Annotated in this window: 11 protein-coding genes; 7 read left to right on the top strand and 4 right to left on the bottom strand. The window is 71.9% G+C overall.

Annotation, left to right across the window (positions count from 1 at the left end; translation table 11 throughout):
• The first annotated feature begins 59 nt into the window (after positions 1 to 59).
• On the top strand, positions 60 to 1,469 hold the full coding sequence (sthA, locus tag AB0K67_RS29780) for a Si-specific NAD(P)(+) transhydrogenase (RefSeq protein WP_364066973.1): 1,410 nt from the start codon (positions 60 to 62) through the stop codon (positions 1,467 to 1,469).
• Between the two features lie 7 nt (positions 1,470 to 1,476).
• Here the strand turns inward: sthA and AB0K67_RS29785 are convergent, their stop codons facing one another.
• From AB0K67_RS29785 to AB0K67_RS29800, 4 genes are read right to left on the bottom strand one after another with little or no spacing between them, the layout of a single operon-like run.
• Positions 1,477 to 2,049 (bottom strand): OmpA family protein, encoded by a 573-nt coding sequence (locus AB0K67_RS29785; RefSeq protein ID WP_364066975.1) that lies wholly within the window; start codon positions 2,047 to 2,049, stop codon positions 1,477 to 1,479.
• Complete coding sequence (locus AB0K67_RS29790; protein WP_364066977.1) at positions 2,033 to 2,647, bottom strand: hypothetical protein; 615 nt, start codon at positions 2,645 to 2,647, stop codon at positions 2,033 to 2,035. Before AB0K67_RS29790 ends, AB0K67_RS29785 begins: the two co-directional genes overlap by 17 nt.
• A 49-nt stretch (positions 2,648 to 2,696) precedes the next feature.
• A complete protein-coding gene (locus AB0K67_RS29795; protein ID WP_364066979.1) occupies positions 2,697 to 3,515 on the bottom strand; it encodes a DoxX family protein in 819 nt (272 codons plus the stop codon).
• Positions 3,516 to 3,550: 35 nt separating this feature from the next.
• Complete coding sequence (locus AB0K67_RS29800) at positions 3,551 to 5,080, bottom strand: MFS transporter (protein ID WP_364066981.1); 1,530 nt, start codon at positions 5,078 to 5,080, stop codon at positions 3,551 to 3,553.
• Positions 5,081 to 5,391: 311 nt separating this feature from the next.
• On the opposite strand from AB0K67_RS29800, the gene AB0K67_RS29805 reads away from it, so the two are divergent.
• From AB0K67_RS29805 to AB0K67_RS29830, 6 genes are all read left to right on the top strand, one after another.
• On the top strand, positions 5,392 to 7,053 hold the full coding sequence (locus tag AB0K67_RS29805) for a hypothetical protein (protein WP_364066983.1): 1,662 nt from the start codon (positions 5,392 to 5,394) through the stop codon (positions 7,051 to 7,053).
• A 15-nt stretch (positions 7,054 to 7,068) separates the two neighbouring features.
• On the top strand, positions 7,069 to 7,965 hold the full coding sequence (locus AB0K67_RS29810) for a haloalkane dehalogenase (protein WP_364066985.1): 897 nt from the start codon (positions 7,069 to 7,071) through the stop codon (positions 7,963 to 7,965).
• 64 nt (positions 7,966 to 8,029) lie between these two features.
• Complete coding sequence (locus AB0K67_RS29815) at positions 8,030 to 10,381, top strand: AAA family ATPase (protein WP_364066987.1); 2,352 nt, start codon at positions 8,030 to 8,032, stop codon at positions 10,379 to 10,381.
• Between the two features lie 126 nt (positions 10,382 to 10,507).
• The gene (locus tag AB0K67_RS29820; RefSeq protein ID WP_364066988.1) at positions 10,508 to 11,494 is read left to right on the top strand and encodes an ABC transporter permease; all 987 of its coding nucleotides are present in this window, start codon (positions 10,508 to 10,510) and stop codon (positions 11,492 to 11,494) included.
• Entirely contained in the window at positions 11,491 to 12,402 is a 912-nt protein-coding gene (locus AB0K67_RS29825) for an ABC transporter permease (protein WP_364066989.1), read from the top strand. The genes AB0K67_RS29820 and AB0K67_RS29825 overlap by 4 nt, the downstream gene beginning before the upstream one ends.
• The gene (locus tag AB0K67_RS29830) at positions 12,399 to 14,429 is read left to right on the top strand and encodes an ABC transporter ATP-binding protein (protein ID WP_364066991.1); all 2,031 of its coding nucleotides are present in this window, start codon (positions 12,399 to 12,401) and stop codon (positions 14,427 to 14,429) included. Before AB0K67_RS29825 ends, AB0K67_RS29830 begins: the two co-directional genes overlap by 4 nt.
• Positions 14,430 to 14,459 lie beyond the last annotated feature (30 nt).

Here is a 14,459-nt window from a genome sequence, read left to right on the forward strand (position 1 = left end):
GCCCGGAGTCTTCCAGAAGGGGGTTTTCCGCCGGATGTGCCGCCCGCACACTGGACGGCGTGGCGGACTTCGATGTTGTGGTGCTGGGCTCGGGACCGGGCGGTCAGAAGGCGGCCATCGCGGCCGCGAAACTCGGCAGGCGCGTGGCGGTGGTCGAGAAACGGAACATGATCGGCGGCGTCTGCATCAACACGGGCACGATTCCGTCGAAGACGCTGCGCGAGGCGGTCCTCTATCTGACGGGGCTCAACCAGCGCGAGCTGTACGGCGCGAGCTACCGCGTCAAGGAGGAGATCACGGTCGCCGACCTCGGCATGCGCACCCAGCACGTCATCGGCCGCGAGATCCAGGTGATCCGCAGCCAGCTCGCCCGCAACCACGTGACCGTGCTCCAGGGCACCGGCCGCTTTCTCGACCCGCACACGATCGGCATCACCGGCGAGGGCCAGGAGGAGAAGAAGGTCACCGCCGACAAGATCGTGATCGCGACCGGCACCTCGCCGGCCCGGCCCGACAGCGTCGAGTTCGACGACAAGACGATCATCGACTCGGACGCGATCCTGCGGCTCGACCGCATCCCCGAGACGCTGGTCGTCGTGGGCGCCGGTGTGATCGGCATCGAGTACGCCTCCATGTTCGCCGCGCTCGGCACCAAGGTGACGGTGGTCGAGCGGCGCGACCGCATGCTGGAGTTCTGCGACCTGGAGATCGTCGAGGCGCTGAAGTACCACCTGCGCGACCTCGCGGTCACCTTCAGGTTCGGCGAGAACGTGGCGGCCGTCGAGCGGCGGCCCCGCGGCGCGCTCACCCTGCTGGAGAGCGGCAAGATCATCCCCGCCGACTGCGTCATGTACTCGGCGGGCCGCCAGGGCAAGACCGCCGAGCTGTGCCTGGAGGCCGCCGGGCTGACCGCCGACGACCGGGGCCGGATCAAGGTGGACGAGAACTTCGTCACCGAGGTGCCGCACATCTACGCCGTCGGTGACGTGATCGGCTTCCCCGCCCTGGCCGCCACCTCGATGGAGCAGGGCAGGCTGGCCGCCCAGCACGCCTGCGGCGAACCGGCGGGCGACCTGGCCGAGCTGCCGCCCATCGGCATCTACACCATCCCCGAGATCAGCTTCGTCGGCCGCTCCGAGGACGAGCTGACCCGCGACAAGGTGCCGTTCGAGGTGGGCGTCTCCCGCTACCGGGAGCTGGCCAGAGGGCAGATCATCGGCGACTCGTACGGCATGCTCAAGCTCCTGGTCTCCCCCGAGACCCGGCGGCTGCTCGGCGTGCACGTCTTCGGTACGGGAGCCACCGAGCTGGTGCACATCGGGCAGACCGTGATGGGGTGCGGCGGCACCATCGACTACCTGGTCAACGCGGTGTTCAACTATCCGACGCTGGCGGAGTCGTACAAGGTGGCGGCGCTGGACGCGATGAACAAGATGCGCACGGTCGCCCGCCTCACCGCCGGCATGTGAGCCCCGCTCACTTCGTGAAGGAGATCTCCACGCGGCGGTTCTTGGCGCGCCCCTCCGGGTTGTCCTTGCCGTCCGGCAGGGTGTTCGGCGCGACGGGGTCGGCCTCGCCGTGCCCCGCCACGCTGAACTGGACGCCGGGCACGAGCTCGGCCAGCTTGTCGCGCACCGCCTCGGCCCGCCGCTTGGACAGGTCGAGGTTGTAGGAGTCGGAGCCCTTGGAGTCGGTGTAGCCGTCGATCGAGACGGGTTTGCCCTGCGCCTCCTTCTTCAGTACGTCGGCCGCCTGGTCGAGGCGGCTCTTGGCCTTGCCGGAGAGCGTGGCCTTGTCGAAGGCGAACAGCACGTCGGCGGCGACGATGATCGTCCGCTGCCGGCCGCTGGTCTCGTTCGTCACCGACTCGTCCAGGTTGGAGGTCCGCTCGGTGATGTCGAGCACCTTGCCGCTGACGTCGAGGGTCCTGGGGTCGATGTCGAGGACCGGCGCGTTGACCGGGGTCTCCCCCGCGAGCGGCGGCTGGGTCGGCTCGGCAGCGCCGCCGAGCAGCAGGGCCAGCGCGGCGGCGCTAAGAGATCGGAACATCGGACAGCGTCCCCACGTTCGGGATGTGCACGTCCACGGTCGTCACGTCGGGCGGCGGAGCGGCGAACGTGGCCGAGAGCACCGCGGTGTCGTCCTTCTTGAGGAACAGCGCCTGGATCCGGGAGCACACGCACTTGCCCTCGCTGTCGACCGCCACCAGGTGCTTCTTGGCGTTCTTGACGTCCACCAGGAAGACGCCGTCCACCTTCGGCTGAGCGCTGGGCGAGGCCGAGAAGGCGCTGTGCACACTCCAGCCGGTTACATCGCCGCCATCATCGAGCACCGTGACGGTGAAGGTGAGGTTGACGAAGCGGTCGCGGCGCAGCAACTGCACGATGTCGACCCTGAACTTGGTGTGCTCGAACGAGCTCTCCCTGCTCGCCAGCACCTTGTCGGGCGGTGCGGTGGAGGTCGGGGCGGCCGGCTGCGCCGGCTTCTGGGCGGGCTGCTGTGCCGTCTCCTGTGCCGCCTCCTGGGCCGTGTCGTTCGCGGACCGGGCCGCCGCCGGCTTGGGCTCCTGCGCGAAGAGCCCGCCCGCCTGGCAGCCGGTTAACGAGACGGCGAGCGCGGCCAGGGCGAGGATCTTCATCGGTCTCATGTGTCGGGGAGTCTAACGCCGCGCGGGCTGGAACCCAAGGGATTTCGGATCACCCGGAGGCGGGCCGGCTTTTGCGCGGCGCGGACTTCTTGCGCCCGGCCACGAGCGTGTCGCTGGGGGACGCCGTGCCCTCGCCGCCGTCGCCCTGATCCTCGCCGCCGTCGCCCTGATCCTTGGCGGTGGCGCCCGGCCTGGGGTGCGGCACGGTGTCCTCGTCCGCGGCCGGTGCCTTCGCGGGCGTCTTCGCGGAGGGCTTCGCGGGTGTCTTGGCGGGGGGCTTGGCGGGTGTCTTGGCGGGGGGCTTGGCGGGTGTCTTCGCGGGGGGCTTGGCGGGCGTACGGGCCTGCGCCGGTGTGGCGGCGGGCTCGGCGGGCTTCTCGATCGGATCGGGCGGCTTGGGCGCCTCGGGCCCCTTGAGCGCGGCGATCACGCGGTCGGCCTCGGTGTCGGCGGCGAACTCGTCGGCTGCCTCCGACTCCCTGCGTCTGATGACGACCATGTGATCGACCGACACCCGTCCCGCGCCGACGACGGCGAGCAGCAGCGAGGCCGCGGCGAGCAGGATCAGCTCGTTGAGGGTGATGGGGTTGAGCGGCGGCGCGACCAGGAAGACGGCCAGCGCCTCGGCGAAGAGGACGAGCCCCGTGATGGAGACGGCGAGCCCGGCGATGAGCAGCGCGCCGCCGATGAGCTCGGCGAGCATGGTGACCGTGGCCCAGGCGCCGGGGGCGGGCGCGCCCTGCTCCATGAACTTCGCGCCGGTGATCTTCAGGCCGTCTTCGAGCTTGGCCCAGCCGTTGGAGAAGAAGATCCCGCCCACGCCTAAGCGGGCGACCAGAGCGGCGAGGTCACGGAGGGCCTGTCTCACGGTAGATGTCTGCCCTGATCGGGACATGGCACACCTCAATCACGGCGGAGCAGCATGGCCACCAGCACGGCGGTCAGGCTGAGCAGGACGACGCTCACGACGACGGTCGTGTGCAGGGCGTTGACGAAGGCCCACCGGGCCGCGTCGAGCAGCGCACCACCCGTCTGGCCGCCGATCTGCTCGGCGACGTGGGCGGCCGAGGCCAGCGACTGGCGGGCCTCGTCCATGCCGCTGTCCGGCACGCCGGGGACGGGCGGGAGCCCGGGGGCGTAGACGATGGTGGTGATCGTGCCGAGCACGGCCACGCCGAGCCCGGCGCCCAGCTCGTACGCGGTCTCCTCGATCGCCGCCGCGCCGCCCGCCTGCGACTCGGGCGCCGCCGCCATGATCGTGTCGGACGCGGCGAGCAGCGCCACCTGCACACCGAAGCCGATGCCGATGAAGCAGCACGCGAGCATCACGGGATGGCCCTCGACGCCCCAGGTCAGCGTGGGGGTCAGGGAGAGCGCGACGAGGGCGAGGCCGCCGCTCATGGTGGCCCGCATGCCGATCTTGGGCAGGATGTGGGCGGCGGCGAGCCCGCCGGCGATGGCCGAGGCGACCAGGGGCAGCATGCGCAGCGCCGCGCGTACGGGGCTGTCGCCGAGCACGAGCTGCAGGTATTGGGCGAGCATGAGCTGGAGCCCGACCAGCGCGAACACGCCGAGCAGCACCCCGGCGACGCCGGTGGTGAACGGCCGCCGCTTGAACAGCCCGATCTGCAGGAACGGCTCGCGCAGCCGCGTCTGCCGGTGAACGAACGCCGCGAGCAGCCCCAGCCCGGCCGCGAACACCAGCACCGAGGCCCACAGCGGCATGAGGCTGCCCGACCCGGCCTCCTTCAGCCCGAAGGCCAGCGCCAGGATGCCGAGCACCGACAGGATCGCGCTGGCGGCGTCCCACGGCCGGTCGGGGCGCTCGCGCGACTCGGGCAGCAGGCGTACGGCGGCGGGCAGCAGCACCAGCAGGATCGGCACGTTGATGAGGAAGACCGCGCCCCACCAGATGCCGACGAGCACGCCGCCGATGAGCGGGCCGACGGCGGCGCCGGCCGCGGCGACCGCGCTCCAGACGCCGAGCGCGATGGCCCGCTCGCGCCGGTCGGTGAAGACCTGGCGGATCAGCGACAGCGTGGCCGGCATGATCATCGCGCCGCCCACGCCGAGCAGCGCCCTGGCGAGGATGAGCGTCAGCGGCGTCGGGGCGAGCGCGGCACCCGCCGAGGCCACGCCGAACAGCGCGAACCCCCAGAGGACGAGCCGTTTACGCCCGTACTTGTCGCCGAGCGTGCCGAACATGATCAGCAGCGGCGCGACGACCAGCGAGTAGATGTCGATGATCCACAGGAGCTGCACCGCGGAGGGCTCGAGCGCGGCTGTGAGCGCGGGCACCGCGATGTGCAGGACGGTCGCGTCGACCGTGATGAGCAGCAGGCTCAGACAGAGCAGCACCAGGATGGACCAGCGGCGCTCCTGGGGGTTCCGGTCGGCGACGCGTACGACGGGTGCGGCCTGTGTGACGGTCATGGGCCTCCTTGCAGGCCGATCCGAATCACAGGGCCCGCACGTGCTGTTGATCGACCGGCGGCGAAGCCGCGGTGGGGTGTCGTGGCTCCGGCGCTCGGGCTTGCGTGGCAGCTTAGGCCATGTCAGGCACTTGTCATAGCGGTATCGGACGATCCACGGTCAGGCCGGATCTCTCTAGAGAGATACAGCCATATGTCGGGATCTATCCATCGATCGATTGACAGCCGATCATGGGACCTGTGGGGACCGACGGACGTGACAGCACCACCGAGCCATCCGACCGGTCCTCCCGCGAATGGTGCGAAGAGGCCGTGACCAGGCTGAACGCCGGCCGTCCAGAATCCGCGCTGGACGCCGCGCGCTACGCCGCCGACCGCGAGCCCACGGCCGAGTGGCCGCAGCGGCTCATCAGCCTCGCCCACGAGCGGCTCGGCCGCGACGCCGACGCCCTGCCCGCCGCCCGGCGCGCCGTGGAGCTGTCGCCGGGCTCATGGCCGGCCAGGCTGCGCCTCGCCTCGGTGCTGCGCCGGATCCCCGGCCGCTGGCAGGAGGCCGTCGAGCACGCGGCGCTCGCCGGGAAGTTCGCGCCCGAGCAGCCATCGCCCGCCGTCATGCTGGGCGACCTCGCGCTGCTGCGGGGCGAGCACGTACGCGCCGAGCGCTCGTACCGGGCCGCGCTGGCCATCGACCCCGGCAACCCGCAGGCCCGCGTCAACCTGGGCCTGGCGCTGGTGCGCTGGGACCCGCCGCGCGCGCACCACGATCCGGCGTGGCCGGTCGCGCACCGCGATACGGGGCGGGCCAGGCGGGCGCTGGAGGTGTGGTCGCGCCAGGTCAGGCTGCTGCCGGCGATCGCCACGCTGGCCGTGGCCGCCGCCGCGCTGCTGCTCGACTGGGGCGCGCAGGCGCGGCTCGGCGGGTTCGCGGTGCTGGCGCTGCTGGTGCCGCTCACCGTCAGGCACGCGCGGCGGGTGACGCCGTGGGCGTACGCCAGGGCGATGCTGTGCCGCGATCCCTGGCTGGGGGTGTCGGTGGTGTCGGCGGCGCTGGCGATCCCGGCGTTCGCCGCCTGGCTGCTGCTGGGCGCGGTGCCGGCCCTGCCGCCCGCCTTGGACCCGGTCTGGGCGGGGCTGGCCGGTTATGTGGTGCTGAGCTGGCCTGCACTGGCGGCGGTCAGGGTGCTGGCCGAGACGTGGCGGGGACGTCCGCTCCTGGCGCTGGCCGAGACGCTGCCGGCGCGCGCGGCCGAGCGCACGGCCCGGCGCAACGTGGGCGTGCTGCTGTGGATCGTGCTCGGCAGGACGTGGACGGTGCTGGTGGCGCTGGTGGGCGGCGCGCTGGCGGTGGAGCCGCGGGCGGCGGTGGCCGCGGTGGCGGTACCGTACCCGATGGTGCGGAGCTACCTGCGGGCCCGTCGGCACGGCGACCGTGCGCTGTCCGCGGCCGCGGCGCTGGTGGTGCTGGGCGCGGCGGGCTGCGCGGCGGGCGGCCTGCTGGGGCAGGCGTGGCCGTGGCGGATCGGGCTTGGCGCGCTGCTCGCGACGGCCGTGGTGTACGCGGGGCGCGCGCTGCTCGCCTGGTGGCGCGGCGGTCCCGGCCCGTGGCGCTCGTCGATGCTCATGTGCGACCTGCCGATGGGCGCGGAGCCCTCGGTCCCGCTGGACGCGCAGGTCCGCCAGACCTTCTCCTACGCCCGCAGCATCGTGCTGTCCTACGGCGACGCGCTCGGCCCCCGGGTGGCGGGCGCGGTGGCCGGCGTCACCTCGTCGGGCGAGCTGCGGCTGATCGCCGAGACCGAGGCGTGGCGGGCCATCGAGGAGGACCCCAGGGTGGCGGTGTTCGCCTCCGATCCGACGCAGCGCCGGTATTGGGTGGAGGTGCGCGGGGTGGCGCAGGCGGGCTCGGACGTGCTGTGGGTGACGCCCAAGGAGGTGCTTGTCGGCGAGTTTCCCGGACGGCACCAGCGGCGCTGATGAGAATATTGTTCTATGCGGATTCTGCGCACCCCGGATGAGCGCTTCACCGGACTGCCCGACTTTCCCTACGAGCCGCGCTACGCCGAGGTCGGCGACGGTCTGCGGATGGCGTACGTCGAGGCCGGCCCCGCCGGCGGCGAGCCCGTCGTGCTGCTGCACGGCGAGCCGAGCTGGTCGTTCCTCTACCGGCACGTCATGCCCGAGCTGGCGGCGGCCGGGCTGCGGGCGATCGCGCCCGACCTCATCGGCTTCGGCCGCTCCGACAAGCCCGCCGACCCGGCCGACCACACCTACGCCCGCCACGTCGAGTGGACCAGGGCGCTGCTGTACGACGCGCTCGGCCTGACCGGCGTGACGATCGTCGGGCAGGACTGGGGTGGCCTCATCGGGCTGCGCCTGGCCGCCGAGCACCCCGGCAGGGTGGCCAGGATCGTGGCGGCCAACACGGGCTTGCCGACCGGTGACATTCCCATGCCCGAGGTCTGGCACCGCTTCAGGGAGACCGTGCGCAAGGCGCGCGTGCTGGACGTCGCCAGGCTGGTCCAGGCGGGCTGCAAGACGACGCTGCCGCCGCGGGTGCGGGCGGCCTACGACGCGCCGTTCCCCGACGAGCCGTACAAGGCGGGGCCGCGCGCCATGCCGGGGCTGGTGCCCACCACGCCCGACGACCCCGCGGCGCCCGCCAACCGCGCTGCCTGGCAGATCCTCACCACGCTCGACCGCCCGGTGCTGGTGGCGTTCTCCGACGGCGATCCGATCACCGGGGGCATGGCGCCCATTCTTCGCAAGTCGCTACGCGGCGCCTCCGGCCTGGAGCATCCCGTGATCAACGGCGCGGGGCACTTCCTGCAAGAGGACGCGGGAGCCGAGCTCGGCCGGCACATCGCCCGTTTCGTGACCTCGACCTAGCGTGTCAGGACCGCCCAACCGTCGGCCCGGTGCGGTATAACCGGGGGCGGACCGGGGAGGCGTGATGCGTGAGTCCGGCAGGACCCAGACCGCGGGGAGGGCCGTGGCGCGGGATCTGTTCGAGAAGGTTCGGCTGCGTTATTTCCAGATTCCCCCGGCCGTGCGCCGGGTCGTCTACGCGGTCGTGCTCGTGGCCGCGATGGGCGTCGGCGCCGCGCTCGGCTGGGACCTCCTGCAGACCTTCCCCCTGGTGCTGCTGCTGCTCGCCTTCGTCGCGCTGACCATGCGCTTTCCCAGGGCCGCCGCCACCGTGCTGGTCGTCGCCGGATGGGTGGTGCTGGCGCTGCCGGTCTTCGCGACGCTGTTCCCGCCAGGCGCGGGCACCGTGCACCTCATGGTCGCGCTGTCACTGCCCGTCGCGGGGGCCGCCCATCTGATCCGCTGGGTGACGCCGTGGGTGACCACGTTGATGGCGCTCGTGCCCGCCGGGGTGCTCGCCGCCGCCGTCGCCCTCGTCTCCGACACGATCGCGGTCTGGGTGGCGTACGCCGCCGCCGCGGCCGTGCTCGTGCAGCGGTTCCTGCTGGCCCGCCGGGTCAGGGCCGAGACCGCCGCCGCCGAGGAGCAGCAGGTCCGCGTCAGGGCGCGCGAGGGCCGCCCCGAGGCCCCGCAGGACAAGCAGGCCGCTCCCCCGCAGATCTCCGTCGAGGAGGCGCTCGCCGAGCTGGAGAGCATGATCGGCCTCGCGCCGGTCAAAGAGCAGGTGCGCTCCATCGCCGCCTCCATCGAGGCCGGCCGCCTGCGCGCCGAGGCCGGCTACTCCACCGGCCGTCCCACCAGGCACTTCGTCTTCGTCGGCCCGCCGGGCACGGGCAAGACCACCGTCGCCCGCGCGCTCGCCAAGATCTTCTACGCGTTCGGCCTGCTGGAGACCCCCTACGTCGTCGAGGCGCAGCGGGCCGACCTGGTGGGCGAGTTCCTCGGCGCGACCGCTATCAAGACCAACGAGCTCGTCGACAGGGCGCTCGGCGGCGTGCTCTTCATCGACGAGGCGTACGCGCTGATCAACTCATCCGACGGCCAGCCCGACAGGTTCGGCGCCGAGGCCGTGCAGACCCTGCTCAAACGGGCCGAGGACGACCGCGACCGGCTGATCATCATCCTCGCCGGCTACGAGCAGGAGATGAGCGCGTTCCTGTCCAGCAACCCCGGCCTGGCCAGCAGGTTCGCCACCCGGGTGCGCTTCCCCGGCTACTCCCCCGCCGAGCTGGTCGAGGTCACCGAGCTGCTGCAGCGGCGCAGGGGCGACACGATGACGCCCGAGACCCGGCGCGTGCTGCTCGGCCTCTACGAGGACGTCCACCGCCGTGGCCTGGTCGACGAGCTGGGCAACGCCCGCTTCGCGCGCAGCCTGGTGGAGGCCGCCGCGCAGGCCCGCGACGTGCGCGTGGTGGGCGCGGGCGGCACCCCGACCACCGAAGACCTCGTCACCACCACCACGGCCGACGTCACCAAGGCGTTCGAGGAGCTGACCGCCCGTTTCCGCGGCTACGTCGCCACGCCCACGCTGGAGGAGGCGCTGGCCGACCTCGACAGGATGGCCGGCCTCGCCCCGGTCAAGCGGCAGGTGCACGCGATCGCCGCCCAGCTCCAGGTGGCCAGGATGCGCCAGGAGCGCGGCCTGCCCACGCCGCAGCAGATGCGCCACTTCGTCTTCACCGGACCGCCCGGCACCGGCAAGACCACGGTCGCCCGCGTGCTCGGCCGCATCTTCGCCGCGCTCGGCCTGCTGGCCAGGCCCGACGTGGTCGAGGCGCACCGCGCCGACCTGGTCGGCCAGCACCTCGGCGCGACCGCGATCAAGACCAACGAGCTGATCGACAGGGCGCTCGGCGGCGTGCTCTTCATCGACGAGGCCTACAGCCTGGTCAACCCCGGCTACCAGGGCGGCGACGCGTTCGGCGCCGAGGCCGTGCAGACCCTGCTCAAGCGGGCCGAGGACGACCGCGACCGGCTCGTCATCGTGCTGGCCGGCTACGAGCGCGAGATGGACGCCTTCCTCGCCACCAACCCCGGCCTGGCCAGCCGCTTCAACCAGCGCGTGGCCTTCCCCAGCTACACCCCCGCCGAGCTGCGGCAGATCGCGGTGCTGCTCGCCGAGCAGGCCGGCGACACCTTCGACGAGGAGGCGCTGAGCAGGCTCGACGAGGTGTTCGCCTGGGTGTGCGAAGAACGGCTGATCGACGGGCTCGGCAACGGCCGCTTCGCCCGCTCGCTGTTCGAGCGCGCGGCCATGCGCCGCGACGTCCGGCTCGCCGCCCACGCCGCGCGCGGCGGATCGGCCAGCGCCGCGGACCTCACCACGATCACTGGCGAGGACGTCCGCACCGCGGTGGACGAGCTCGCCGGCCGCTGACGCTCCCGGCCCGACTTTCTTCGGCGCATCAGGTGCGCCACCCCCTCACTTCGTGTAGCAATATGGCTACGATGGGCCACATTCGGTGGCGTGTCGGCACGTTCGGCTGCGTAGGAGGGGAGGGCGATGGCGGGGTTCCTGGCCCGCAGGCTGCTCAACTACGCCGTGCTCGTGATCGTGGCCGCCAGTCTCGCCTACCTCCTGGCCGCCATGGCCCTCGACCCGCGCTCCAACTACGCCGACCGCACTCCCAAGCCGCCGCCCGCCGTCGTCGACGCCCAGCTCACGGCGCTCAACCTCAACGACAAGACGCCGCTGCTCGAACGGTACGCGACCTGGGCGGGCGGGGTGCTGCGCGGCGACTTCGGCAAGACGGTCGCGGGCGCGCCGGTCAACGACGACATCAAGCGCCGCATGGGCGTGACGTTCCGGCTGGTCATCCTCGGCCTGGTGTGCGGCAGCCTGCTCGGCGTGGCCACCGGCGCGCTGGCCGCGGTCCGCCAGTACGGCTGGTTCGACCGGCTGTCCACCGGCCTGTCGTTCGTGGTGCTCGCGGTGCCCGTGGTGGTGCTGGCCAACATGCTGATCCTGGTGGCGTCGTGGGCCAACGAAAACGTGTTCGGCCGCCCGCTGCTGCTGGTCAGCGGCGAATACAGCGACGGGCTCACCACCGGCTTCTGGGGCCACGTGGCCGACCGGCTGCAACATCTGGTGCTGCCGACGATCTCGCTGTCGGTCGGGCTGATCGCGGTGTTCAGCCGCTACCAGCGCAACATGATGCTCGACGTGCTGGGCGCCGACTTCGTCCGCACGGCCAGGGCCAAGGGGCTGAGCAGGCGCAAGGCGCTGACCCGCCACGCGCTGCGCACCGCGATGATCCCCGTGGTCACCTACTTCGCGTTCACCTTCGGCGCGCTGCTGACCGGGGCCACGTTCACGGAGAAGATCTTCGGCTGGCACGGCCTGGGCGAGCAGCTCATCAACTCGATCTTCAGCAACGACGTCAACACCGTCGCCGCCATCTCGCTGCTGGCCGCCGTCGCCGTGCTGTGCGCCTCGCTGGCCGCCGACCTGCTGCACGCCGCGCTCGACCCGAGGGTGCGGGCCGGATGACGCTGTCAGACGAGGAGCTCGCGGAAGAGCTGTCCGACGGCACGGTCGTCAGGGCGCCGTCCAGGGCGCGCGTGGTGTCCAGGCGCTTCTTCGCCTCCACGCAGGGGCGCATCGGGTTCGCGGTGCTCGCGCTGATGTTCCTGCTGGCCTTCGCAGGGCCGCTGTTCAGCCCGTGGACGTACACCGACAAAGACTTCACCGCGTTCCTGCAGCCGCCGTCGGCGCGCCACTGGTTCGGAACGCTCCAAACGGGCGCCGACGTCTTCGCCGTCACCATGCGCGGCATGCAGAAGTCGCTGGTGGTGGGGCTGCTGGCGGCGCTGGTGTCCACGGCGCTGGCAGCGATCGTGGGCGCGTTCGCCGGCTACTTCATGGGCTGGACCGACCGGGCGCTGAGCTGGGTGACCGACCTGCTGCTCGTGCTGCCGGCGTTCCTCATCCTCGCGATCCTGTCGCCGCTGTTCGGCGCGGGACAGTGGCCGCTGTTCGTGATCATGCTGGCGCTGTTCCTGTGGATGGTCACCTCGAAGATCGTGCGGGGCATGGCGATCTCGATCAAACAGCGCGAGTACGTGCAGGCCGCGCGCTACATGGGCGTACCGCCGGTGCGGATCATCTTCCGCCACGTCATCCCCAACCTGTCCTCGCTGCTCATCGTGGACGCCACGCTCAACGTCAGCAGCGCCATACTCACCGAGACCTCGCTGTCGTACTTCGGGTTCGGCATCCAGCCGCCCGACGTGTCGTTCGGCACGCTCATCGCCGATGGTTCCAAGACCGCGGTCTACGCGCCGTGGACATTCTGGTTCGTGGCCGGGCTGCTGGTGATCACGGTGCTGGCGGTCAACCTCGTCGGCGACGCGCTGCGGGACGCGTTCGACCCCTCCTCATCGCGGAGGGCGCGATGACGGCCGAGCCGGTGCTGGAGGTACGCGACCTCACGGTGTCGTTCGGCGACGTGCCCGCCGTGCGCGGGGTGAGCTACGCCGTACGCCCCGGCGAGGTGCTCGGCATCGTCGGCGAGTCGGGCTCCGGCAAGTCGGTCACCTCCGCCGCCGTGATGGGGCTGCTGCCGCCGAGCGCGCGGGTCACCGGCTCGGTACGCCTGCACGGCCGCGAGCTGATCGGCGCCCCCGAGCGCACGCTCAACTCCTTCCGCGGCAAGACCATGTCGATGGTCTTCCAGGACCCGCTGTCGGCGCTCACCCCGGTCTACCGCGTGGGCGACCAGATCGCCGAGGCCGTCCGCGTCCACCAGCGGGTCAGCAAGGAGACCGCGCTGGTCAAGGCCGTCGAGCTGCTCGACCTCGTCGGCATCCCTCACCCGTCGGAGCGGGCGCTCGCCTTCCCCCACGAGTTCTCCGGCGGCATGCGGCAGCGCGTGATGATCGCGATGGCCATCGCCAACGACCCCGATGTGATCATCTGCGACGAGCCGACGACGGCGCTCGACGTCACCATCCAGGCGCAGGTGCTGGAGGTACTCAAACGGGCGCAGGCCAAGACCGGTGCCGCGATCATCATGATCACCCACGATCTGGGGGTGGTGGCCGGGTTCGCCGACCGGGTGCTCGTCATGTACGCGGGGCGGCCCGTCGAGGTGGGCGGCGTGGACGACGTCTTCTACCGGACGCGGATGCCGTACACGGTGGGGCTGCTCGGCTCGATCCCGCGCGTGGACGCGGGCGCCCGCCGGCCGCTGACGCCGATCGAGGGCAACCCGCCGTCGCCGAGCGAGCTGCCGTCCGGCTGCCCGTTCGCACCGCGCTGCCCGATGCGCATCGACGAGTGCGAAAAGGCCGAGCCGCCGCTCTTCGACGTCGGCGAGGGCCACCGGGCGGCGTGCATCCGCTGGCAGGAGGTGCACCCCCGGCCGCCCGGCAGGCACGCGGCCCCCGAAAAGGGCACCCATCTGGCGGTGCGCGGCGAGCGTACGGTGCTGGAGGTGCGCCACCTGGTCAAGGACTATCCGCTGCTCAAGGGCGCGATCTTCAAGCGGCGGGTGGGCACCGTGCACGCCGTGGCGGGGGTCAGCTTCGACATCCGCCAGGGCGAGACGTTCGGCCTGGTCGGCGAGTCGGGCAGCGGCAAGACCACCACGCTGACGCAGATACTCGAGCTGGCCGCGCCCCAGGAGGGCGGCATCGTCGTGCTCGGCCACGACACCGCCAAGCTCACCAGGGCCGAACGCAACGAGATCCGCCGCGACATGCAGGTCGTCTTCCAGGACCCGCTGGCCTCGCTCGACCCCCGCATGACCGTCCACGACATCCTGGCCGAGCCGCTGCGCACCCACGGCAGGCCCGACCCGGCGCGCCGGGTCGGTGAGCTGCTCGCGCTCGTCGGCCTCGACCCCTCCCACGCGGCCCGCTACCCGCAGGACTTCTCCGGCGGCCAGCGTCAGCGCATCGCCATCGCCAGGGCGCTCGCGCTGGAGCCCCGGCTGCTGGTGCTGGACGAACCGGTCTCCGCGCTCGACGTGTCGATCCAGGCTGGAGTGATCAACCTGCTCGACTCGCTGCGGACCAGGCTCGGGCTGTCCTACCTGTTCGTGGCGCACGACCTGGCGGTGGTGCGGCACATCGCCGACCGGGTGGCCGTGATGTACCTCGGCAGGATCGCCGAGATCGGGCGGGTGGAGCTGGTCTACGGCACACCGATGCATCCGTACACGCAGGCGCTGCTGTCGGCCATCCCCCTCCCCGACCCCGTACGCGAGCGCTCCCGCGAACGGATCCTCCTCGAAGGAGACCTGCCGAGCCCCGCCCATCCCCCCTCGGGCTGCCGCTTCCGCACCAGGTGCCCCAAGTTCCGCGCCGAGCTGACCGATGCGGAGCGCCGGCTCTGCGTCGAGGTCGAGCCCGAGGTGCGGATGGTGGGCGACGAGGACCAGGGGGCGGCCTGCCACTACGCAGACAGGCGCGAAGTCGTCTAGACCTCGCTCGATCCGGGAGGGATACGCTCG

This window comes from Nonomuraea sp. NPDC052634, from assembly GCF_040678535.1.
Classification (GTDB): Bacteria; Actinomycetota; Actinomycetes; order Streptosporangiales; family Streptosporangiaceae; genus Nonomuraea; species Nonomuraea fastidiosa.

Bases quoted from the DNA above. Each gene is read 5' to 3' on its own strand.
- AB0K67_RS29825 (WP_364066989.1), top strand. From the start codon at position 11,491: ATGACGCTGTCAGACGAGGAGCTCGCGGAAGAGCTGTCCGACGGCACG.
- AB0K67_RS29820 (WP_364066988.1), top strand. From the start codon at position 10,508: ATGGCGGGGTTCCTGGCCCGCAGGCTGCTCAACTACGCCGTGCTCGTG.
- AB0K67_RS29810 (WP_364066985.1), top strand. From the start codon at position 7,069: ATGCGGATTCTGCGCACCCCGGATGAGCGCTTCACCGGACTGCCCGAC.
- AB0K67_RS29790 (WP_364066977.1), bottom strand. From the start codon at position 2,647: ATGAGACCGATGAAGATCCTCGCCCTGGCCGCGCTCGCCGTCTCGTTA.
- AB0K67_RS29785 (WP_364066975.1), bottom strand. From the start codon at position 2,049: ATGTTCCGATCTCTTAGCGCCGCCGCGCTGGCCCTGCTGCTCGGCGGC.
- AB0K67_RS29815 (WP_364066987.1), top strand. From the start codon at position 8,030: ATGCGTGAGTCCGGCAGGACCCAGACCGCGGGGAGGGCCGTGGCGCGG.
- AB0K67_RS29800 (WP_364066981.1), bottom strand. From the start codon at position 5,080: ATGACCGTCACACAGGCCGCACCCGTCGTACGCGTCGCCGACCGGAAC.
- AB0K67_RS29830 (WP_364066991.1), top strand. From the start codon at position 12,399: ATGACGGCCGAGCCGGTGCTGGAGGTACGCGACCTCACGGTGTCGTTC.